Consider the following 22111-nt stretch of genomic DNA (forward strand, 5'->3'; position numbering starts at 1 on the left):
GGGCGCGGCTGCGGATCACGCGCAGCAGCCACCCCCGTCGGATCCGCTGCCGACGTCGGTCGAGCACACGCCGGTCTCGGGCAGCACGAGCTGCACGCGGCGGGCGGCGTCGTGGCGGCCGGCGAGCTCGTCGGCGATGGAGCGGACCTGCTCGTAGCCGGTGGCGAGCAGGAACGTGGGTGCGCGGCCGTAGCTCTTCATGCCGGCGATGAAGAACCCAGGCTCGGGGTGCGCGAGCTCCGCGACACCGTGGGCCGGGACGCTGCCGCAGGAGTGCAGGTTCGGGTCGATCAGCGGGGCCAGCAGGCGCGGCGCCTCGACGATCTCGTCCAGCGAGAGCCGGATCTCGCGCAGCATGCCGAGGTCCGGGCGGAACCCGGTGGCGTTGACGACGACGTCGGCCTCGATCTGGTGCAGCTCGTCCCGGCGCCGCCCGACGAGCGCGACCCGGCCGTCCTCGGCGGACGCCACCCGGTCGATCTCGAACCGGTCGACGAGGGTGATCACGCCCTGGCGGACGAGGTCGTGGACGACCCCGCCGAGGGCACCGCGCTCGGGCAGCTCGTCCCCGGCGGACCCGTAGACGCGGACGGGCGTCGTGGAGCGGATGGCCCAGGTGATGCTGGTGCCGGGCTCCTCGCGGGCGAGGGCGGCGAGCGCGACGAGGGTGCTCGCGGCCGAGTGGCCCGCGCCGACGACGACCACGTGCTGGCCCGCGAACCGCGCCCGATCCGCGCCGCGGACGTCGGGCAGGGCGTGACTGATCTTGTCGGCGACCTCGGCGGGGACCGCGGGTGTGAGCCCATCGGAGGTGAGGGGGTTCGGGGAGGAGTAGGTGCCGGAGGTGTCGATGACGGCCCGGGCGAGGACGTCCTCGGTCCCCGCGGCCGACTCGAGGCGGAGGAGGAACGGGGCGGATCCGCGCCGGGCGGAGCGGGTGCGGTCCATGCCCTGCCGGGTCACCGCCCGCACCCGTGCGCCGTAGCGGATCCGCGGGGCAAGCTCCGGCGTCGCGGCCAGCGGGGCGAGGTAGGCGTCGACGAGGTCGTGCCCGGTCGGCAGGCGCTTCGCCGCGGGCGCGTCCCATCCGGCGGCGTCGAGGAGCCGCGCGGCGGCGTCGTCGACGAGGAACTCCCACGGGGAGAACAGGCGCGTGTGGCCCCACCGCCGGACGGCGGCACCCGCGGTGTCGCCCGCTTCGTAGACGGTCACCTCGATGCCGCGCTCGAGCAGCTGCGCGGCCGCGGCGAGCCCGACGGGGCCGGCGCCGATGATCGCGACGGGCAGGCCGGCGAGGCGCCGCTCGTCGGTGCGGGGCGGGACGGTCAGCGTCATCGACATGCGGGGCTCCTCGGAGGTGGTGGGTGGATCAGCGGGTGGCGGGCAGGAGCTCGGCGAGGAGCTGCCGCACGCGGTCCTTGATGTCGTCGCGGATGGGACGGACCTCGTCGAGGGCCTTGCCCTTGGGGTCGGTGAGCTCCCAGTCCTCGTACCGCTTGCCGGGGAAGACCGGGCACACGTCGCCGCAGCCCATGGTGATGACGACGTCGGAGTCCTTCACCTGCTCGGTGGTCATGAGCTGCGGGACGGCCTGGGAGATGTCGATGCCCTCCTCGGCCATGGCCTGGATCGCGACGGGGTTGATCTGGTCGCCGGGCTCGGAGCCGCCGGAGCGGACCTGGACGGCGCCGCCGGAGAGCTCGCGCATGTACCCGGCGGCCATCTGCGAGCGGCCGGCGTTGTGGATGCAGACGAACAGGACGGTGGGGGCGGTGGCGGTGGCGGTGTCGGTCATCGGGGTCTCCTCGGCGGATGGGGTGGACGTCAGGCTCGGTCGGCGACCGGGTCGAGCGCAGGGACGGCTTGGGCCGCATCGGGGGCGCGTCCTGGGAACAGCCGCGGGCGCAGCCACAGGGCGGCGTAGACGAGCGCGAGCAGCGCCGGCACCTCGATCAGCGGGCCGACGATGCCCGCGAGGGCCTGCCCGGAGGTCGCGCCGAACGTGCCGATCGCGACCGCGATGGCGAGCTCGAAGTTGTTGCCCGCGGCGGTGAAGGCGAGCGTGGTGGTGCGCTCGTAGCCCAGCCCGACGGCCTTGCCGAGCAGGAACCCGGCGAGGAACGTGACGGCGAAGTAGATGACCAGCGGGATCGCGATGCGAACCACGTCGAGCGGACGGTCGATGACCTGCTGCCCCTGGAGCGCGAAGAGCATCACGATCGTGAACAGCAGCCCGTAGAGCGCGAACGGCCCGACCTTCGGCAGGAACCGGTCCTCGTACCACGCACGGCCGCGGGCCTTCTCGCCGATGCGGCGGGACAGGTACCCGGCGAGCAGCGGGATCCCGAGGAACACGAGCACGGATGCGGTGATGGCCCAGAACGAGAACCCCGCGCTCGTGGTCGGAAGCCCCAGCCAGGACGGCAGGAGCTGCAGGTAGAACCAGCCGAGCGCGCCGAATGCGAGCACCTGGAAGACGCTGTTGACCGCGACGAGGAACGCCGCCGCCTCCCGGTCGCCGCACGCGAGGTCGTTCCAGATCAGCACCATCGCGATGCAGCGCGCGAGGCCCACGATGATGAGCCCGGTGCGGTATTCGGGCAGGTCCGGGAGCAGCAACCAGGCGAGCGCGAACATCAGCGCGGGGCCGACGATCCAGTTCATGGCGAGCGAGGAGATCAGCAAGCGCCGGTCGCCCGCGACGGCGCGGGCGTCCGAGTAGCGGACCTTCGCGAGCACCGGGTACATCATCACCAGCAGCCCGACCGCGATCGGCACGCTCACCGATCCGATGCTGGACGCGTGCAGCGCCTCGCCGATCGCCGGCGCGAACACCGCCAGCAGGAGGCCGGCGCCCATCGCGGCGAGGATCCACACCGGCAGCAGCCGGTCGGTGGTGCCGAGGCGGACGGGAGCGGGAGCAGCAGGAGGCATCGAGGGGTGTCGCGACTTCCGATCGGCGGGTCATCGACGTGCGTCGATGACCTGAGCATGACGTAACCCATCGACGACTGTCAATGTGTGCGAGGATCGAGCGCATGGCCGTCCTCGACATGCTCCCCCTCACGGACGTGACCGCGTGCTGCGCGCCGCTCACGCGGGAGGTCATGAGCGCCGACGGTGCGGACAAGCTCGCCCGCTCGCTCCGCGCGATCGCGGACCCCGCCCGGCTCCGCCTCATCTCGATGGTCGCCGCGCACGACGGCCAGGAGGCCTGCGTGTGCGACCTCACCGAGCCGCTCGGCCTCGGCCAGTCGACGGTCTCGCACCACCTCAAGGTGCTCGTCGACGCCGGGATCCTCAGCCGGGACAAGCGCGGCAGCTGGGCCTACTACCGCCTCGTGCCGGGTGCCCTCGACGCGCTCGCCGGGCTGCTCCGCACCGTCTGAGCCCGGCCGAGGAGCGCTGCGCGGTCGCCCTCAGGCGTCCGCGGATCCGGCCCCGTCGCCCCGCGCCTCCGCCGGCAGCCGCCGCCCGCGCACGGCGAGGATCGTCCCGCCCACGACCGCCGAGATCAGCGAGCCCACGAGCACGCCGACCTTCACCACGTCGTCCTGCGCGCTGCCCGTGCCGTAGGCGAGCTCGCCCACGAGGAGCGAGACCGTGAAGCCGATGCCCGCGACGAAGGAGAGGCCCACGACGTCGGGCCAGCGGAGCGTCGGGTCGAGGCGGATGCCCGGCAGGCGCGTCACGAGCAGCGACGCGCCCGTGATCCCCGCGGCCTTGCCCACGACGAGCGCCACGACGATCCCGATGGCGACGCTGTCGGACAGCGACTCCCGCAGCCCGTCGAGCCCGCCGACCGCGACCCCGGCGGAGAGGAACGCGAAGACCGGCACCGCGACGCCGGAGGAGACCGGCGACCAGCGCTCGGCGAAGTGGTGCGTGAGGGCGTGCCGCTCCTCGTGCCCGTCGGCGTCCCGGTGCGTGACGCCGGCGCGGGCGGTCGCGACGGCGGGCACCAGGATCCCGAGGACGACGCCGGCGATGGTCGCGTGGATCCCCGACGCGTGCACGAGCGCCCACGCCGCGACGCCCAGCGGGATGAGCACGTACCAGGCCCGCACGCCGCGGCGCACGAGGATCCCGAACGCGGCGAGCGGAACGAGCGCCAGCAGCAGCGGCACGAACGCGATGCCCGCCGTGTAGAAGACGGCGATGATCGTGATCGCCAGCAGGTCGTCGACCACCGCGAGAGTGAGCAGGAACGTCCGGAGCGCGGGCGGCAGCCGCTTGCCGACCACGGCGACCACGGCGACCGCGAACGCGATGTCGGTCGCGGCGGGGATCGCCCAACCCTGCAGGGCCTCGGGCCCGGCGCCGAGGTTGATCAGCGTGAAGATCACCGCGGGCACGATCACGCCGCCGACCGCCGCCGCGATGGGCAGGGTCGCGACGCGCGGATCCCTCAGCGACCCCGCCACGAACTCCTGCTTGAGCTCGAGGCCGACGACGAAGAAGAAGATCGCGAGCAGGCCGTCGGCGGCCCAGGTGCCGACGCTGAGGTGGAGGTGCAGCGCCTCGGGGCCGAACTCGAAGCCGCGGACGCGCTCGTAGAGGTCGGCAGCCGGGCTGTTCGCCACGACGAGGGCGAGCACGGTCGCGATGAGCAGGAGGATCCCGCCGGTCGTGTCGCGGCTGAGGAACCGGGCGAGCCGGGCGCCGCGGCCGGGCGCGGCGGGCACGTGCGGAGGGGCGGGCAGGGGTGCAGAGGAGGTCATGTGCGTCTTCCGTCGACGAGCGCGAGCAGGGCGTCCCCGCTCTGGCGCCGTGATCGACGGGAGCGGCCTACGCGGCTGGCGGCGGGCAGCCGGCGATCTCGCCGTGCGCGTTGCTGCCCCAGAGGCTCATCCACCCGTTGGTGCCCGAGGTGCGCTTGGTCAGCAGCAGCCGGTTCGGGTACGCCTGGCGGCCGACGCGGGCGCGTCGGGTCGCGGCGTCGAGGAGGTGGGGCACGGATCCAGCGTAACCGGCGGGCGAGTGGCTGCCCCGTGGGGGATCGGTGGCGGCACGGTGTCAAGCGGCTCTCGCGGCTCTGCCTGTCCCCTGCAGGGACGGATGCGATGCATGGACCGCATCCGTCCCTGCGCGCCACGCGTCAGAACCAGAGGTCGATGGTGAAGTCGAAGCGATCTCCGGCCTGCGCCTGCAGCTCCTTCAGGAGGCGGAAACCCTCGCGTTGGAACCAACGACGCCGCTCCTCGGACCCGAACAAACCCGTTTCCTCGTCGGCATGCTGTCGGAAGAACGTCGCCCAGTCGACCAACCGCTGCTTCAGCTCCGGCGTGACCACCTCGTCCCACGCCACAGGCGGCCCGACGCCGATGCCATCATTCAGTGGCCATTTCTGCCCGTAGTCGACGGAGAGTCGGAGGGGGCGTCGACGTGCATCTGTGCTCTTCTCAGTCACGGACGCCTGCGCAATCCGGGACGATGGTCGGATACGAGGTGATGACCTTCCGAGTGTTCGCAGACACGATGACCGTCGGGTTGTAGACGCTCAGAAGCGCACCATCCTCATCGTGGATCTCGATGGACGTCGAGTAGCACAGCTTGCTGTCGCCTTCCGGTTCCGGATCGTCAGCACGAATGGATTGATCGGTCATGAACATCATGAGATCGTCCCAGTTCCCGCCTCCTCCGGCGCTGTCCACGATGGCTTGCCAGTCCCCTTGGTGACGATCGCGGATGTGGTTGTAGCCGCTCACCCACGTGTCGTCATCGTCCTTGTCCCCACAGAACATGTCGAGATGCCCTGCCGTCACATCCCACGACTGGACACTGACATCACCGAATCCGGCGTTGCACAGCGCGATGGTGGTCGCGCTCAGCTTCTCGTCTCCGAGGCCTGGCGGCGTGCCCGTACTGGCACGCGTCGCTGCCTGGGCCCCGGACACAGGGCCGATCATCGCGGCCGTGACCATCGCCGCCGCCAGGATCTTCTGATGCATCTTCATGTTCCCGCTCCTCACGAGGATCATGCGGAAGTGCGCACCAGGGCTCGTCGCCCGGGGCGCATCCGCCCTATGTGCTGAATGACGACAAGCCAACTCAGAGCGCGGTGCTCCCGCCGGTCTGATACACAGGCAAGCGGCACGCGGAAGTCGCAGGCGGCGGAGCTCCCTCTGAGGGCGGTCGCAGGTCGATGGGGCACCACCCGTCGGGGCGTGCCCGTCAGTGCCCGGCGCCGAGGTTCCCGGCGAGGCGGCCGTGCATCGCGGCGGAGGAGTCGTTCATGCCGGTGATCTCCGCGCGCTTGCCGTGGCGCTCGTACTTCGTGGTGATCGCGTCGAGCGCGGCGACCGTGGAGGCGTCCCACACGTGCGAGCCGGACATGTCGATGACGACGCGCTCGGGGTCGGCGGCGTAGTCGAACTGCGTCGTGAGGTCGTTGCTGGAGGCGAAGAACAGCTCGCCGATGACGGCGTAGTGCGCGACGGGCGTGCCATCCTCGGCGGTGCGCTCCGAGCGCTCCACGGTCGCGAAGTGCGCGACCCGGCGGGCGAAGACGATCATCGCGGCGATCACGCCGATGATGACGCCGATGGCGAGGTTGTCGGTGATCACGACGATCACGACGGTGAGCACCATCACGAGCGTCTCGCCCACGGGCATGCGGCGCAGCGTCGACGGGCGGATGCTGTGCCAGTCGAACGTGCCGAACGAGACCATGATCATCACGGCCACGAGCGCGGCCATCGGGATGATCGCGACGACGTCGCTGAGGCCCACCACGAGGATCAGCAGGAACACGCCCGCGAGGAACGTGGAGATGCGGGTGCGGGCGCCGGACGCCTTCACGTTGATCATCGTCTGGCCGATCATCGCGCAGCCGCCCATGCCGCCGAAGAGGCCCGAGAGGATGTTCGCGCCGCCCTGGCCGAGCGTCTCGCGGGTCTTGCGCGACGGGGTGTCGGTGATGTCGTCGACGAGCTTGGCGGTCATCAGCGACTCGAGGATCCCCACGAGCGCGACGGCGAGCGCGTACGGCGCGATGATCCGCAGCGTCTCGAGCGTGAGCGGCACGTCCGGGATGAAGAGGGTCGGCAGGCTGTCGGGCAGCGCGCCTTCGTCGCCGACGGTCGGGACGGCGAGCGCGGTGGCGACCGTCGCGACGGTGACCACGATGATCGCGACGAGCGGCGCGGGCACGGCCTTCGTGAAGCGCGGCATCACGACCATGATCACGATGCCCACCGCGACCAGCGGGTACACGAGCCACGGGACGCCGACGAGGTTCGGGATCTGCGCGGAGAAGATGAGGATCGCGAGCGCGTTGACGAACCCGACCATCACGCTGCGCGGCACGAAGCGCATGAGCTTCGCGACGCCGAGGAGGCCGAGCACGATCTGGAAGAGCCCGCCGAGGATGACGGTGGCGATGAGGTAGTCGAGGCCGTGGTCGCGCACGAGCGGCGCGACGACGAGCGCGACGGCGCCGGTGGCCGCGGTGATCATGGCGGGCCGGCCGCCGAGGAACGCGATGGCGACGGCCATCACGAACGACGAGAACAGGCCGACGCGCGGATCCACCCCCGCGATGATCGAGAACGAGATGGCCTCGGGGATCAGCGCGAGCGCGACGACGAGGCCGGCGAGCACCTCGCGGCTGAGGAGGCGCGGGTTCTTGAGCGCCTCGAGGACGGTCGGGCTGCCGTGGCGCACCGCGGGCGTGCGGACGGCGGGGGCGGGGGCTGCGGGCATGACGACTCCGGGGCGGTGGCGGGTGCAGGGGGCGGGAGGGCGCCGGCGGCCCGGAGGCGGACGCGGTGGCGTCCCGGTGCGGCAGGCGGGGGCGGCGCCGACGATCGGTCGGGCCGCGTCCCTATCGTAACGTGAGGGTAGGGTCCGCCGCCGCGATCGGTCCGCGCCGGTCAGTGTCCGGCGCCGAGGTTCCCGGCGAGGCGCGCGTGCATGGCGGTGGAGGCGGCGTTCATCCCGACGATCTCCGCTTCCTTGCCGTGCTGGTGGTACTTCGTGGTGATCGCGTCCAGCGCCGCGACGGTGGAGGCGTCCCAGACGTGGGATCCGCTCATGTCGATGAGCACGCGCTCCGGGTCGCCCGCGTAGTCGAACTGCGTCGTGAGGTCGTTGCTCGAGGCGAAGAACAGCTCCCCGACGACCTCGTAGTGCACGGTCTCGTGTCCGGTGGAGTCGACGCTGATGCGCCGGTCGACCGTGGCGAAGTGCGCCACCCGGCGGGCGAACACGATCATCGCGACGACCACGCCCGCGACCACGCCGATGGCGAGGTTGTGGGTGGCCACGACGATCACGACGGTGAGCACCATGACCGCGGTCTCGCCGAGCGGCATGCGCTTCAGCGTCGACGGTCGGATGCTGTGCCAGTCGAAGGTGCCGACCGACACGATCACCATCACGGCCACGAGCGCGGCCATCGGGATGATCGCGACCACGTCGCCCAGGCCCACCACGAGCACGAGCACGAAGATCCCGGCGAGGAAGGTCGAGATGCGGGTGCGCGCGCCCGAGGCCTTCACGTTGATGAGCGTCTGGCCGATCATCGCGCAGCCGCCCATCCCGCCGAAGAACCCGGAGAGCACGTTCGCGGCGCCCTGGCCCCAGGCCTCGCGGGTCTTGTGGCTGGGGGAGTCGGTGATGTCGTCGACGAGCTTCGCGGTCATCAGCGACTCGAGGATCCCGACCACGGCCATCGCGGCCGCGTACGGCGCGATGATGCGGAGGGTCTCGAACGTGAGCGGCACATCGGGGAGGAACAGCGACGGGAGGCTGCGGGGGAGCTCGCCCTCGTCGCCGACGCGCGGCACGCCGATGCCCATCACGACCACGGCGGCGGTCAGCAGCACGATCGCGACCAGCGGCGCCGGGACGGCCTTCGTCAGCCGCGGCAGGAACACGATGATCGCGAGCCCCACCGCGACCAGCGGGTACACCGCCCACGGCACCCCGATGAGCTGCGGCAGCTGCGACGTGAAGATGAGGATCGCGAGCGCGTTCACGAAGCCGACCATCACCGAACGCGGGATGAAGCGCATGAGCCTCGCGACGCCGATCACCGCGAAGAGCACCTGGAACACGCCGCCGAGGATCACGGTGGCGATGAGGTAGTCGAGCCCGTGGTCGCGGGCGACCGGCGCGATGACGAGCGCGATGGCGCCCGTGGCCGCGGTGATCATGGCGGGGCGCCCGCCGAGGAACGCGATGGAGACGGCCATCACGAACGAGGAGAAGAGGCCGACGCGCGGATCCACGCCCGCGATGATCGAGAACGAGATGGCCTCGGGGATGAGCGCGAGCGCGACGACGAGGCCCGCGAGCACCTCGCGGCTGAGCATGCGCGGGTCCTTCAGCGCCTGGAGGACGGTCGGGCCGGACGGCGGTCGGTGGCGGACCGGTGCGGTGGTGCGGGTCGGGGTGCGGGTGGGCATGGTGGTGCTCCGTTCTGTCGCGGGCGTCGCGCCCGCTCTTCTGAGGACTGGGGCGCGTCGCTGCGCGGATCGGGGCTGCCGCGCACGGGCGGGAGCGGAGGGGATCGGAGCGGGGCTCCGGAACCCTACCCTAACGTGAGGGTAGGGTTGGTGTCACGTCGGATCGGGACCGGGCTCGACGCGACGGCCGCGCCGCCCCCGCGCGGGCACCCGGTCGGGGCGGCGCGGTACAGTGCTGTCGACGGGCTCGGCACGATCGGCCCGGGGACGCGCTCGTCGCGGCGCATCGCGCACCGACCCGCACGACCGCGAGACGGGCCCTGGGCCTCGATCGATCCCGTCCCACCGCGCCCGCTCCGGCACCACCGCCGGTCCGCGTGCGGCGCATGCGCTCGTCGTCCGCGATCCGGTGCGGCACCACCCCGCACGACCAGACGGACGCCCGGCATCGCCGCTGAGTCCAGCATCATCCGCGTGGCGCGCATCGCGCGTCCGCCCCCTGACATCACCTGCACGACACACCAGCACGACACCACCAGAAAGGCACCATGCCTCCCACCACCGCGCACTCCCTCGACCTCGCCAAGCCCGGGCGCCTGCCCCGCGGCGGCATGCGGATCACCCCGCTCGGCGGCCTCGGCGACGTCGGCCGCAACATGACGATCTTCGAGCAGGACGGCGAGCTGCTCGTCGTCGACTGCGGCGTGCTCTTCCCCGAGGAGACGCAGCCCGGCATCGACGTGATCCTCCCCGACTTCAGCGCCCTCCGCGGCCGTCTCGACAAGATCAAGGGCATCGTCCTCACGCACGGCCACGAGGACCACATCGGCGGCGTCCCGTACCTCCTCAAGGAGCGCCCGGACATCCCGATCATCGGCTCCCGCCTCACGCTCGCGTTCATCACCGCGAAGCTCGAGGAGCACAAGATCAAGCCCGTCACGCGCGAGGTGAAGGAGGGCGACCGCATCGACGCCGGCGTCTTCAACCTCGAGTTCATCGCCGTGAACCACTCCATCCCGGACGGCCTCGCCGTCGCGATCCGCACGCAGGCCGGCCTGATCCTGCACACGGGCGACTTCAAGATGGACCAGTTCCCGCTCGACCGCCGCCTCACCGACCTGGGCGCGTTCGCGCGCCTCGGCGAGGAGGGCGTCGACCTGTTCCTCACCGACTCCACCAACGCGGAGGTCCCCGGCTTCACGACCGCCGAGCAGGACATCGCGCCGGCCATCGAGCAGGTGTTCCGCAAGGCGCCCAAGCGCATCGTCGTCTCCAGCTTCGCGAGCCACGTGCACCGCATCCAGCAGGTGCTCGACGCCGCCGACACGCACGGCCGCAAGGTCGCGTTCGTGGGCCGCTCGATGGTGCGCAACATGAAGATCGCCGCCGACCTCGGCTACCTCAAGGTGCCGAAGGGCCTCATCGTCGACCTCAAGCAGCTCGAGAAGATGCCCGACGCGAAGGTCGTGCTCGTCTGCACCGGCTCGCAGGGCGAGCCGATGGCCGCGCTCAGCCGCATGGCGCGCCGCGAGCACATCATCGAGGTGGGCGAGGGCGACACGATCCTCCTCGCCAGCTCGCTCATCCCCGGCAACGAGAACGCCATCTACGGCGTGATCAACGGCCTCATCCGCTGGGGCGCCGACGTCGTGCACAAGGGCAACGCCAAGGTCCACGTCTCCGGCCACGCCAGCGCCGGCGAGCTCGTCTACTGCTACAACCTCGTCAAGCCGAAGGGCGTCCTGCCCGTGCACGGCGAGTGGCGCCACCTCGTCGCCAACGCCGCGCTCGCGGTGAAGACGGGCGTGCCCGAGAGCAACGTCCACATCATCGAGGACGGCGTGAGCGTCGACCTCGTCAAGGGCCGCGCCACCGTCTCCGGCCGGATCCCCGCGCCCTACGTCTTCGTCGACGGCGCCACCATCGGCGTCGCCACGGAGAAGGCCCTCGAGGACCGCCGCACGCTCGCCGAGGAGGGGCACATCACCGTGCTCGGGATCTTCGACGAGCCGAGCCAGAAGCTCCTCGACCCGGCCGAGTTCCTCACGCGCGGCTTCGTCGCGCACGACGGCTGGAAGAAGGAGGCGGAGGCCGCGGTCAGCAAGGCCCTCCAGGCCGCCGCCGGTCGCCGCCGTCTCGACGGCCCCGCCGCCGAGCGCGCGATGAGCGAGGGCCTGTCCCGCTGGCTGCAGCGCCAGCACCGTCGCCAGCCGGTCATCACGGCCGTGGTGGTCGACGCCGACTAGCTCGACACGCACCACCGGATCCTCCGGGATCCGTCCCTCCGGCCGGCGGAGCGCTCAGGCGCCCGCCGGCCGCGGCATGCCCGGCGCCGCTCCGTGGGGTCGCTCGCGCATGACGCCCGCCGCCGAGAGCACCCGCCTACGGATCGCGGGAGGCCCGGCGGGCCGGGCTCCGCGCCGAGCTCGACCGCGTGCGACGCGGGGCGCTGATCCGGTCGTGCCGCCGGCGCTGACGGCGCCGGGTCGCTGACGGCACCGTGCGCCGACCCCGCGGCTCAGCCGAGCGCGCCCAGCGCCTCCGCCGCGGCATTCGCCGCACCGGAGACCAGCGCGTCGTCGGCGACCGCGTCCTGCTGCTGCTTCGACGAGTGCACCGCGATGACGATGGGCGCGGCGTCCGGCCGCCAGATCACCGCGACGTCGCCGCGGCTCGCGTAGGCGCCGCTGCCCGACTTGTCGCCGACCGTCCACTCCGTCGGCAGCTCGGCGCGCACGAGCGTGGCGCCCGTCTGCGTCGCCGTCAGCCAGCCGGTGAAGAGGGCGCGCTCGTCGTCGTCGAGCGGATCCGCGAGGGCACCCGGACCGCCCAGCGCGTAGGCCCGCATCAGCGCGGCGGCCGCGCGCGGGGTGGTCGTGTCGCGGTCGTCGCCGGGGATCGCCTCGTTGAGCGTCGGTTCGGTGCGGGAGACGACCGTCGTGTCGTCGCCCAGGGCGGTGAGCGCGGCGTCCAGCTCGGCCGGGCCGCCGAGGGCCTCGAGCAGGAGGTTCGCGGCCGTGTTGTCGCTGCGCGTCATCGCCGCCTCCGCCAGCTCGCGGAGGGTCATCGTGCCGCCGACGCGCGTCTCGGTGACGGGCGCGTAGGCGAGGATGTCGGCCGCCTCGATCGGCACGGCGCGCTCCATCCCGGCGATGCCGACGCGGTCGAGCAGCGCGGCCGCGAGCGGGGCCTTGATGGTGGAGGCGTACGCGAACCGCTCGTCCGCGCGCCAGGAGACCTCGGCGCCCGTGCCGGTGTCGATCGCGTGCACGCCGAGGCGCGCGCCGAAGCGCTGCTCGAGGGCGGTGAAGGCGGCGTCGGCCGCGGCCCGGTCGACGGCGGGGGCGGCGGATGCGGACGGCGCGGCGGTCGCGGGCGGGGTCGCGGTCGGGGCCTCGGCGGGGGTGGCGGCGCATCCGGCGAGGAGGGCGGCGGCGAGCGTCGCGGCGATCGCGGCGCGGGCTGTGCGGGCCGTGCGGCGGGCCGTGCGGCGGGCGGGGTGGATCACGGCGGGGCTCCTCGGGAGGCGTCGGGTGGGAGGCGGTGCGGCGCGGGCCGCGGATCCAGCCTCTCGTGCGCGGGCGGGCGCGTCGTCCCCCGGGCGGTGCAGGCACGTCCCCCGCGCGGACCACGCACGGGCCAAGGCGCGGCCGACGCGCGGCCCACAAGCCCGATTCAGCGGATGTGGAAATCTGTTCCCTAGGCTGCGCGGGGTCCCCGACGCGGGACCCCGGCATCCGACCGATGCGCACCCCGACGCCCGACCCCCCGAGAGACGAGAGGCCGCATGAGCGCCATCACCGCAGTGACCCCCGGCGAGATCCACCCGAGCGAGGGGTACGACGGCTTCGTCGGCTGGGTCCTCTCCCTCATCGAGACGCTGGGGGAGGTGGGCGTGGGCCTCGCCGTGCTCATCGAGACGTTCGTGCCGCCGATTCCGTCGGAGGCGATCCTCCCCGTCGCCGGCTTCCTCTCCTACGAGGGCCGCATGAGCGCGTGGGGCGCCTGGGCCGCGGCGACCGTCGGCGCGCTCGTGGGCGCCCTCATCTGGTACGCGATCGGCGCCGCGCTCGGCCGGGACCGCACCCGCCGCCTCGTCGGCCGGATCCCGCTGCTCGACCACGCCGACTTCGACAAGGCCGAGGCCTTCTTCGCGCGCTGGGGCGGCACGGCCGTGCTCCTCGGCCGCTGCGTGCCGCTCGTGCGCTCCTTCATCTCCATCCCGGCGGGCATCGAGCGCATGCCGCTCGCGCGGTTCTCGCTCTACACGGTGCTCGGATCCGGCGCCTGGAACGCCATCTGGGTGGGCCTCGGCTTCGCGTTCGGCCCGGCGATCCGCCCGGTGCTCGAGGAGTGGAGCGGCCTGATCTCGTACGCGGCGGTCGGCGTCATCGCGCTGCTCGTCGTGTGGTTCGTGGTGTCGCGGCTGATCCGGCGGGTGCGGGCGGCCTGACTCGCTGGTCCCGGCGGCGGCGCGACCCGGTCACCGCCGGTCCCCTCTGCCAGGCTGGAACCCATGCAGATCCCCGGCGACCGCGCCGCCCTCCCCGACGACGCCCGCCCCGCGACCGGATCCGCCGACGCCCCGAACGAGATCCTCGTCCTCCGCGCCATCAAGCTCGGCGACATCCTCGTGGCCGTCCCCGCGCTCCGGGCCATCCGTCGCGCGCACCCCGACGCCCGCATCTCGCTGGCCACCACCGGCTGGCTCGCGCCGGTCGTCCGGCTCCTCGGCATGGTCGACGAGCACCTCCCGCAGCAGGGCTTCGACCACCCCATCGCACGCGAGGCCGGCACGGTCGACCTCGCGATCAACCTGCACGGCGCCGGCATCGAGAGCCGCACCCTCCTCCACGAGCTGCGGGCGCACCGCACGCTCGGCCACGCGGCGCCCGAGCTCGACGGGATGCCCGCCGCCGACGGCCCCGCCTGGGAGGACCACGTCCTCGAGCGGTACCGCTGGGCCCGGCTCGTCTCCTGGCACGGCATGCCCGCGGATCCGGACGACGTCGGCATCCTCGTCCCCGTCGAGCCGCCCGTCGCCGAGCACGCCGTGGTGATCCATGTGGGCGCCGCCTACGGATCCCGCCAGTGGCCCGTCGAGCGCTTCGCCGAGGTCGCCCGCGCGCTCGCCGACGAGGGCCGCAAGGTCGTCTTCACCGGCTCGGACAAGGAACGCGAGCGCGCCCTCGAGGTCGCCGCGATCGCCGGCATGCCGACCGAGACCGTGCTCGCGGGCGAGCTCGCCCTCGACGCGTTCGCCGGGATCATCGCGGCCGCCGACCTCGTGATCTCCGCCGACACCGGCGCCGCCCACCTCGCGACCGCCTACGGCATCCCCTCGGTCGTGATCTTCGGCCCGGCCCCGCCCGAGGAGTGGGGCCCGCCCGCATCCGGCCCGCACATCGTGCTGACCGACGCGTCGCAGCGCCTCGGCGACACGTTCTCCGCCATCCCGGATCCGGCGCTCCTCGCGATCACGCCTGCCCACGTCCTCGAGGCGGCCCGCTCCCTCGACGGCCACCGCGTGATCCGGCCGCTCACGGGCGAGCCGCGCGACTGACCTTCCTGGCGCCAGGACGGCTCAGCGCCGCAGCCGCATGACCTCGAACGCGAGGTCCACCGGGATCGCGAGCGGCTGCTCCGTGAGCGGCACCTCGTGCCGGAAGCGCTCGTCGCCGATCCCCGTGACGATGCGCGCGAGCTCGCCCTCGCGATGCACTTCGACCAGGTGCACCCCCGGCACGTTGTCGTCGAGGTGACCCTCAAGTGAAGCGAGGTCGTAGTGCAGCGTCAGCCAGATCGCCCACGGCGTCATGTCGGACGGGAAGCTCTGCCAGCAGTCCGTGTCCAGCGGCGCGAGCGGCATGACGGCGGCGAGTGCCTCATGGATCTCCTCGCTCGTCGCCCACGCCGGGACGCGGATCCGGTCCCCGGAGGTCGTGATCAGCGTCGACGAGTCCTCCGCGAACTCGACGCCCTCGACGATCGCGACGCCCTCCGGCTGCGACCGCTCCACGAGCGTCAGCCGCGACAGCAGGTTCCCGCGGAACGTCGCGCCGCTCGGCAGGTTCGAATGTTCCATCTTCAGGCCCTCTATACGCTGTCAACTGTAGTTCGCGAGCATCGTCTTCGCCGCCCCGTCGATCCGTAACGTACCGCCGTGGGGCGAGATCAGCTACGGCCGCGTGTGCCAAACGGCACACCCACGCGCACCAATGATTCGATGCCGCTTATTGCGCGGTGCGGAGAGCGTTGCCGCGGGGCATGATGCCCCGCGGCAACATCGCGTCAGCTGACTGTCTCATTCACCCAGGAAGGACATGCCCCTTCAATTCCATCACAGTAGGAAGTGACCACCCCCTGCGGATCTCCGTCTACGTCTCGGAAGTCGACTATGGTTTTAACCACTACTGAGTCTTCAACTTCACCTGTCTCGGGATCCACCTTCAAAAAAGTGGTGAGGTACTTCCATGCGCTACCGGCGTTCGGTTCCCCGCTATCGGGCTCCTGGGTCGCGACGCGAACTGCTGTGTAATTCAAGTTATGCTTGAAATAGATCTTGGACTGCGCCGTGATTCGCAGGACGACGAGCCGGTCCTTGTAATCCTGCCAGCGAGTACTGACCTCGCTAGCTTCATCGGTTTGTGCGACGACTTGATGCTTCAATGCTGCGTCAATCATTGATTTAGGCATTGCTGCCGTGACCACGACATAGTGATGATTGGCATCTCTGCCCGGTGCGGCGGTTGCGCCGTACGCGGCAGCTGGCGCAGCTACGGTGACAGTCATTGCAAAGGCAATGTTTGCAATGACACTGATTGTTTTGTGCATGTTGGCGCCTTCCGTGCGCGTTGCATGAACCAGTCATTCGCTGGAGGGAGTGTTTGCTATGACGAGGGCAAGGTACTAGCCCGTTCGGATGGGAATGGGTTCTTGTCCACAGACCCCTACGCATGAAACTACGAAGCGTTAGAGAGTCCAGGTCGCCGGACGCCGCCTTGCGGAGTACTCGTCATCGAATGACTCGTTCGCCGCGGGGGTCGATGGTTGACTTTCCGACAGGCGATGTCTCGAACCTAAGCCGTGGACTCGGGGCGGCCGTTAATAAAAGCGGAGTCCTCGTTCCCGCCATGGTGCAGTACGATTTACCTGCTTCGCCACCTCTACTCGAGCGCCACTTGGATGTATATATGGGGCTGTCGGCTTCAACTGATGTCGCGCCTGGAGTTCAAGCGAGTGAACTTGTTGCGGATGCCGCATGCGAATCGGTGCGCTATTTATCTAGCTGCTGTCGAATCTCTTCGGAGGCTGGATCACCTGGTAGCGTTCGCGGCTGCTAGGTCGGCAATACGGCATGGTCATATCTCGTCGTACCCACCACGGTCGTTGTGCGTGCCGTTTGTTCGTGCCTGTGGACCTAGCAAAGGTATATCCCCGGTGCGTTGATATCAAGATGACGCTCGACCGGCGCGAGGTCGTAGTGAAGCGTCAGTCATATCGCCCACGGCGTCATCTCCGGCGGGAAGTTCGTCCACGAATCAGGGCCCAGGGGTGCCAAGTCCACGATGTCACTGAGTGCACGATGAGTTTCTTCCGGCGTTGACCAAGCGGGCACAAAAACTTGGAGTCCGGAGGTGGTTATCGGTTGAGTCGAGTCTTGCTCGAAGACGATGCCTTCGATAAAGTAAACGCCCTTTGCTTGAGAGCGCTCGACGAGCGTCAGTCTTGATAACAAGTTGCCATGAAAAGGCGCGCCAGGTGGCATGTTTGCGTACTTCGCGGCGGTCAGCTGTAGTCCGCGAACACCGTCTTCGCCGCCCCGTCGAGCCGCACCCTGCCGCCGTGGGGCAGGATCCACTGCGGCCGCGTGTGCCCGAACGGCACGCCCACGCACACCACCGCGCGCGGGTTGTAGCGGTCGACCTGCTCGATGATCGTGTCGCGCTGCTCCGCCCGCAGCCGCGCGCGCTCCTCGGCCGACGGCACCGGCGCGCCCATGACGGTGGTCACCGGCCGGGCGACGAGCACGCCCGCGACGACGTCGAGGATCCCGCGCTCGCCGAGCCCGCGCACCCACCGCCGCACGCTGTCGGCCGACGGCACCTCCTCGCTCGTCTCCAGCAGCAGGATCCCGCCCTCGAGCTTCGCGACCTCGGGCATGCGTCCGGCCATCGCGATCTGGTCGATCACCTCGATGCAGCCGCCCCACGTCGGCCCCTCCACGGTCTTCGCGGGCCCGGCCCACTTCCACGGCTCGGTCGTGTGGCGCTCGCCGTGCTCGGTGAGCGCGCGAGGATCCGTCCAGTCGATCCCGAAGTCCTCCGACTCCCCGGGCTCGGTGATCTCCAGCGTTCCGCCCTCGATGAGCGCGGCGCGCAGCGAGCGCAGGTGCACGTCGTCGATGCCGGGGCCTGCGCCGAGGTGCACCTGGGTGGATCCGCCGTAGAAGCTCGGGATGCCGAGCCCCGCGAGCAGGTTGTGCAGGTTCGTGTTGTCGCTGTAGCCGAGGAACGGCTTGGGGTTCCGGGCCAGCTCCTCGATGTCGACGTGCGGCACCACCGTGACCTGGTCGTCCCCGCCGATGGTCGAGACGATGGCGCGGATGGAGTCGTCGGCGAACGCGGCCGTGATGTCGGCGGCGCGGTCGCGGGCGCTGGCGCCGAGCCGCCGGGTGGTCGGGTACTCGACGGGGATCAGCCCGGTCGCCTCCTGGAGCCGCCGCATCGCCTGCTCGTGCACCTCGGGCGCGATCCCGGGGGCCGCGAACGCGGGGCTCAGCACCGCAACCCGATCTCCCGCCTTCGCCTTGGGCACGGACTTGCGGAACCGGGAGGAGGTGGAGGGGATCATGCGGGTCATGCTCCCAGAGGAGGCCGTGAGCGCGCGGACTCCGCCCCGCTGCGCCCTTGCCTCCTGTGCCGATCCTCGGTATCCATGCTCCATGGCACAAGACAGCTTGAGCGGCCGGGACGCGTCCCTCTCCCGACAGGTGGTATCCGGGCGAGACCGGTCCGCAAGGGAGGTGCTGCGGGCCGCGCTGGTCGTGGGGGAAGCGAGCGGCGACGCCGCACCATTCGACGTGGAAGCGTTCATCGCGGCCAAGCGCGCCTGACCGCCTGCCGGTTCAGGCCCGTGGCGACCGCGGGGGGATCGGATGGATGGCCTACGGCCCACCCAGCCAATGGTCGATCCGATGATGATCCGGGCTGAACCCGTGCCCGACGCCCCAGATGACCGCCTGGGTGCGGCTCTGCACCTGGATCTTGCGGTAGATCGAGCGGATGTAGCTCTTCACCGTGTTGGGGGAGAGGTACGTGAGCGCCGCGACCTCCTGGTTGCTCTTGCCCTGCGTGATGAGCGCGAGGATCTCCGACTCTCGGTCGGTGATCCCCTCGCGCTTGCCCGGCCAGTCGAGCGACGGCGCGCTCGCGGCCCGTAGCGGCGCCTCGTTGAAGAGCTCCTCGCCGGAGTGGATCCGCTCGAGCGCCTCCACGAGCTCCCGCGCGGGCAGCGCCTTGGAGAGGTAGCCCTGCACGCCCTGCCGGCGCGCGTCGGCGATCAGCTCGGGCTGGAAGTTCCAGGTGTAGACGACCACGCGGCGGGCGCGGGGGTTCCGCACCAGCTCCGCGATCTCGTGGTGGTCGGACTCCGGCTGCGCGAACGAGTCGTAGAGCACGATGTCGATGTCGTCGGAGAGAGCCGCGTTGGCGTCGATCTCGGCGACGACCACACGGTCGCGGTAGTCGTCGAACATGTGGGCGAGGCCCTTCAGCACCACGTCGTAGTCGTCGACGAGCGCGATCGTGACGGGGCGGGTGCGGGTGGCGGGCATGGATCCAGGATCCCACCCCCAGGGGTGTGCTCCCACACCCCGGAGGGTGGTTGGTTGAGGTCATCGCCCCGAACGGGCACCACCGCGCGTCTTCCTGACGTGCTCGCACAGAAGAGAGATCACCATGCTCGGACTCATCATCAGCCTCATCGTCGTCGGCCTCATCGCGGGCTTCATCGCCCGCGCGGTCGTCCCCGGCCGCCAGAACCTGTCGATCCCCATGACGATCCTGCTCGGGATCGTCGGCTCGTTCGTCGGCGGCTTCCTCGGCTTCCTGATCTTCCAGCGCGACGCCATGGACGGCTTCTTCCAGCCCGCCGGCATCGTCGGCTCGATCATCGGCGCCATCATCGTGCTGCTCGTCTACGTGAAGGTCGGCGGCCGCACGTCCGTGCGCCGCTGAACACGGCCGGGCGAGCCCTGGACGCGCTGGCGCGTGCCGGGCGACCGCCGGTAGCGGAAGCAGCGGAGGGGCGGGTCGCCGAGCAGGCGGCCCGCCCCTCCGGCGTGCGCGGTCCGATCATGTGCGGCAGTCGGGCGAGGGCGGCATCCGTCCAATGAGCGGGCCGCCCGGGCGCATCCGGTGTCGGCTCCCTGTCCGAGGACGTGATCGCGCCGTCCGTGGCTCATGATGGGCATGCGCCCGCCGGCAGGACGACCCGTCCACGCTCCGTCCGCGGATCCAGTCGCGACGACGACGTCGCCGGCCGGGCATCGATGCGGACACCGCCCGGCCCGCCGCCGGGACGTCCGACCCCGGGCGGACCGCCGCTCGCCCGAGCGGAGCGCAGCGCCCACGAGAGGAACCACCATGAGCATGGAAGGCGTCGCCTGGAGCTCGCTCTACAAGATCTCGAGCGCGCGCGACGACGCGCGCGGCATCTCGCGCGCGTCCGTGAAGCGGATCCTGACGTTCGCCGTGCCGTACCGGGCGAAGCTGCTCGTCTTCATCGGGCTGTCCGTGGTCGGCGCGTTCCTCGCCGTCGCGACGCCGGTGCTCGCCGGCCAGGTGGTCGACGTCATCGTCGCCCGCGGCGAGGTGGGCACGATCATCCGGCTCGCCGTCGTCATCGCCCTCGTGGCCGTGGCCGACGCCGCCGTCTCGCTCGTGACCCGCTGGTTCTCGGCGCGCATCGGCGAGGGCGTGATCCTCGACCTCCGCACCGCCGTCTTCGACCACGTGCAGAAGATGCCCATCGCGTTCTTCACCCGCACGCGCACCGGCGCCCTCGTGAGCCGCCTCAACAACGACGTGATCGGCGCGCAGCAGGCCTTCAGCGGCACGCTCTCCGGCGTGGTCACGAACCTCGTGGCGCTGATCCTCACCCTCGCCGTCATGCTCAGCACGTCGTGGCTCGTGACCGTGCTCGCGGTGATCATGCTCCCCCTCTTCCTCGTGCCCGCGCGCCGCATGGGCGGTCGCCTCGCCGCGCTCCGCCGCGAGGCCGCCGACCACAACTCGGCGATGAGCACGCAGATGACCGAGCGGTTCTCGGCGCCCGGCGCCACCCTCGTGAAGCTGTTCGGCCGGCCCGACGAGGAGTCCGCGGAGTTCCGCGTGCGCGCCGCCCGCGTCCGCGACATCGGGGTGCGCACCGCGATGCTCCAGTTCGTCTTCGTCACCGCGCTGATGCTCGTCTCCGCGCTCGCCCTCGCTCTCGTCTACGGGCTCGGCGGCTTCCTCGCGCTGTCCGACCAGCTCGACACCGGCGAGGTCGTCACGCTCGCGCTCCTCCTCACGCGCCTGTACGCGCCGCTGACCAGCCTCGCGAACGCGCGGGTCGAGATCATGAGCGCGGTCGTCAGCTTCGAGCGCGTCTTCGAGGTGCTGGATCTCGTGCCCCTCATCCAGGAGAAGCCCGACGCCGTCACGGTCCCGGCCGGCCCCGTGTCCGTCGAGTTCGACGACGTGCGGTTCGCCTACCCGTCCGCCGACAAGGTGTCGCTGGCCTCCCTCGAGGAGGTCGCCACGCTCGACACCCGCGGCGGCGACGAGGTGCTGCATGGCGTCTCGTTCCGGATCGAGGCGGGGCAGACCGTGGCGCTCGTCGGCACGTCCGGCGCCGGCAAGTCCACGATCGCGCAGCTGCTCTCGCGCCTGTACGACGTCGACCGCGGCGCCGTGCGCCTCGCGGGGACGGACGTGCGCGACGTCACCTTCGCCTCCATGCGGCACACCCTCGGCATGGTGACGCAGGACGGCCACCTGTTCCACGAGACGATCCTGTCCAACCTGCGCCTGGCGCGGCCGGACGCGACCGACGACGAGGTGTGGGACGCCGTGCGCCGCGCCCGGCTCGAGCCGCTCGTCCGCTCGCTGCCGGACCAGCTCGACACCATGGTGGGGGAGCGCGGCTACCGGCTCTCCGGCGGCGAGCGCCAGCGCATGACCATCGCGCGGCTCCTGCTCGCGCAGCCGCGCGTCGTCATCCTCGACGAGGCGACGGCCGCGCTCGACTCCACGTCGGAGGCCGCGGTGCAGGCCGCGCTGAGCGAGGCGCTCGAGGGGCGGACGGCCCTCGTCATCGCCCACCGCCTCTCCACCATCCGCAGCGCGGACATGATCCTCGTGGTCGAGGACGGCGCCATCGTCGAGCGCGGCACGCACGACGAGCTGCTCGCCGCGAACGGCCGCTACGAGGAGCTGCACCGGACGCAGTTCGCGGTGCGGAAGGCGGTGGCGGCGGACGTGGACGGCGGGCCCGGCCTCTGATGGCGGCGCCCGGCCCGTTCGACTCGTCGTCGACCGAAGGCATATTCGCCCGTGAAGTTCGGCGGGTTCAAGTTCGTTTACTTTTAACGGCCCGGCGAGCAGCGAACCGCTTTGAGTGCCCCGGATTAATGCCGATACCGGACCCGAGGAGGG

General features: G+C 71.2%; 21 protein-coding genes. 7 read left to right on the top strand and 14 right to left on the bottom strand.

Annotated elements, in window-relative coordinates; all coding sequences use genetic code 11:
• Positions 1-15 precede the first annotated feature (15 nt).
• The 3 genes from AWH51_RS08285 to arsB are packed head-to-tail and all read right to left on the bottom strand — an operon-like array spanning position 16 to position 2934.
• On the bottom strand, positions 16-1341 hold the full coding sequence (locus tag AWH51_RS08285) for an FAD-dependent oxidoreductase (RefSeq protein WP_063071609.1): 1326 nt from the start codon (positions 1339-1341) through the stop codon (positions 16-18).
• Between the two features lie 28 nt (positions 1342-1369).
• On the bottom strand, positions 1370-1795 hold the full coding sequence (locus tag AWH51_RS08290) for an arsenate reductase ArsC (RefSeq protein ID WP_063071610.1): 426 nt from the start codon (positions 1793-1795) through the stop codon (positions 1370-1372).
• A gap of 29 nt (positions 1796-1824) precedes the next feature.
• Positions 1825-2934 carry an ACR3 family arsenite efflux transporter gene (arsB, locus tag AWH51_RS08295; RefSeq protein ID WP_063071611.1) on the bottom strand — a complete coding sequence of 370 codons (1110 nt, stop codon included), beginning with the start codon at positions 2932-2934 and terminating at the stop codon, positions 1825-1827.
• Between the two features lie 104 nt (positions 2935-3038).
• Between arsB and AWH51_RS08300 the strand changes: the two genes are divergently transcribed.
• The gene (locus tag AWH51_RS08300) at positions 3039-3389 is read left to right on the top strand and encodes an ArsR/SmtB family transcription factor (protein WP_063071612.1); all 351 of its coding nucleotides are present in this window, start codon (positions 3039-3041) and stop codon (positions 3387-3389) included.
• 30 nt (positions 3390-3419) lie between these two features.
• Here AWH51_RS08300 and nhaA read toward each other — a convergent pair whose 3' ends face one another.
• From nhaA to AWH51_RS08325, 6 genes are all read right to left on the bottom strand, one after another.
• On the bottom strand, positions 3420-4721 hold the full coding sequence (gene nhaA, locus AWH51_RS08305) for a Na+/H+ antiporter NhaA (RefSeq protein WP_063071613.1): 1302 nt from the start codon (positions 4719-4721) through the stop codon (positions 3420-3422).
• 67 nt (positions 4722-4788) lie between these two features.
• On the bottom strand, positions 4789-4956 hold the full coding sequence (locus tag AWH51_RS16280) for a hypothetical protein (RefSeq protein WP_175345492.1): 168 nt from the start codon (positions 4954-4956) through the stop codon (positions 4789-4791).
• A 142-nt stretch (positions 4957-5098) separates the two neighbouring features.
• Positions 5099-5410, bottom strand: a complete 312-nt coding sequence (locus tag AWH51_RS08310; protein ID WP_131798120.1) for a hypothetical protein — start codon at positions 5408-5410, stop codon at positions 5099-5101.
• Complete coding sequence (locus AWH51_RS08315; protein ID WP_131798121.1) at positions 5403-5957, bottom strand: hypothetical protein; 555 nt, start codon at positions 5955-5957, stop codon at positions 5403-5405. The genes AWH51_RS08310 and AWH51_RS08315 overlap by 8 nt, the downstream gene beginning before the upstream one ends.
• Positions 5958-6174: 217 nt before the next feature.
• A complete protein-coding gene (locus AWH51_RS08320; RefSeq protein ID WP_063071616.1) occupies positions 6175-7704 on the bottom strand; it encodes a SulP family inorganic anion transporter in 1530 nt (509 codons plus the stop codon).
• A 170-nt stretch (positions 7705-7874) separates the two neighbouring features.
• Entirely contained in the window at positions 7875-9410 is a 1536-nt protein-coding gene (locus AWH51_RS08325) for a SulP family inorganic anion transporter (protein ID WP_063071617.1), read from the bottom strand.
• 548 nt (positions 9411-9958) lie between these two features.
• Between AWH51_RS08325 and AWH51_RS08330 the strand changes: the two genes are divergently transcribed.
• A complete protein-coding gene (locus AWH51_RS08330) occupies positions 9959-11656 on the top strand; it encodes a ribonuclease J (protein ID WP_063071618.1) in 1698 nt (565 codons plus the stop codon).
• Between the two features lie 272 nt (positions 11657-11928).
• Here the strand turns inward: AWH51_RS08330 and bla are convergent, their stop codons facing one another.
• Positions 11929-12918: a class A beta-lactamase gene (gene bla / locus AWH51_RS08335; RefSeq protein WP_081234986.1), complete on the bottom strand. Its 990-nt coding sequence runs from the start codon at positions 12916-12918 to the stop codon at positions 11929-11931.
• A gap of 279 nt (positions 12919-13197) precedes the next feature.
• Between bla and AWH51_RS08340 the strand changes: the two genes are divergently transcribed.
• Positions 13198-13863 (top strand): DedA family protein, encoded by a 666-nt coding sequence (locus AWH51_RS08340; RefSeq protein ID WP_063071619.1) that lies wholly within the window; start codon positions 13198-13200, stop codon positions 13861-13863.
• A gap of 63 nt (positions 13864-13926) precedes the next feature.
• Positions 13927-14973 (top strand): glycosyltransferase family 9 protein, encoded by a 1047-nt coding sequence (locus tag AWH51_RS08345; protein WP_063071620.1) that lies wholly within the window; start codon positions 13927-13929, stop codon positions 14971-14973.
• A 21-nt stretch (positions 14974-14994) separates the two neighbouring features.
• On the opposite strand, the gene AWH51_RS08350 is transcribed toward AWH51_RS08345, so the two are convergent.
• The 3 genes from AWH51_RS08350 to AWH51_RS08355 form a co-directional block, all read right to left on the bottom strand.
• Positions 14995-15495, bottom strand: coding sequence for a hypothetical protein (locus tag AWH51_RS08350; RefSeq protein WP_063071621.1), 501 nt, complete (start codon positions 15493-15495; stop codon positions 14995-14997).
• A 206-nt stretch (positions 15496-15701) separates the two neighbouring features.
• Positions 15702-16244 (bottom strand): hypothetical protein, encoded by a 543-nt coding sequence (locus AWH51_RS16040; RefSeq protein WP_131798122.1) that lies wholly within the window; start codon positions 16242-16244, stop codon positions 15702-15704.
• A 954-nt stretch (positions 16245-17198) separates the two neighbouring features.
• Entirely contained in the window at positions 17199-18263 is a 1065-nt protein-coding gene (locus tag AWH51_RS08355) for a S66 family peptidase (protein WP_063071622.1), read from the bottom strand.
• A 91-nt stretch (positions 18264-18354) separates the two neighbouring features.
• Here AWH51_RS08355 and AWH51_RS15905 point away from each other — a divergent pair, with 91 nt between their 5' ends.
• Positions 18355-18525: a type II toxin-antitoxin system ParD family antitoxin gene (locus AWH51_RS15905; RefSeq protein WP_107490182.1), complete on the top strand. Its 171-nt coding sequence runs from the start codon at positions 18355-18357 to the stop codon at positions 18523-18525.
• Positions 18526-18576: 51 nt separating this feature from the next.
• On the opposite strand, the gene AWH51_RS08365 is transcribed toward AWH51_RS15905, so the two are convergent.
• Positions 18577-19245, bottom strand: a complete 669-nt coding sequence (locus AWH51_RS08365; protein ID WP_063071624.1) for a response regulator transcription factor — start codon at positions 19243-19245, stop codon at positions 18577-18579.
• 124 nt (positions 19246-19369) lie between these two features.
• Here AWH51_RS08365 and AWH51_RS08370 point away from each other — a divergent pair, with 124 nt between their 5' ends.
• Together AWH51_RS08370 and AWH51_RS08375 are read left to right on the top strand one after the other, a co-directional pair.
• Positions 19370-19648 (top strand): GlsB/YeaQ/YmgE family stress response membrane protein, encoded by a 279-nt coding sequence (locus AWH51_RS08370; protein ID WP_063071625.1) that lies wholly within the window; start codon positions 19370-19372, stop codon positions 19646-19648.
• A gap of 408 nt (positions 19649-20056) precedes the next feature.
• On the top strand, positions 20057-21958 hold the full coding sequence (locus AWH51_RS08375; RefSeq protein WP_063071626.1) for an ABC transporter ATP-binding protein: 1902 nt from the start codon (positions 20057-20059) through the stop codon (positions 21956-21958).
• Positions 21959-22111: the final 153 nt, after the last annotated feature.

Source organism: Clavibacter tessellarius (genome assembly GCF_001618005.1).
Taxonomy (GTDB): Bacteria; Actinomycetota; Actinomycetes; order Actinomycetales; family Microbacteriaceae; genus Clavibacter; species Clavibacter tessellarius_A.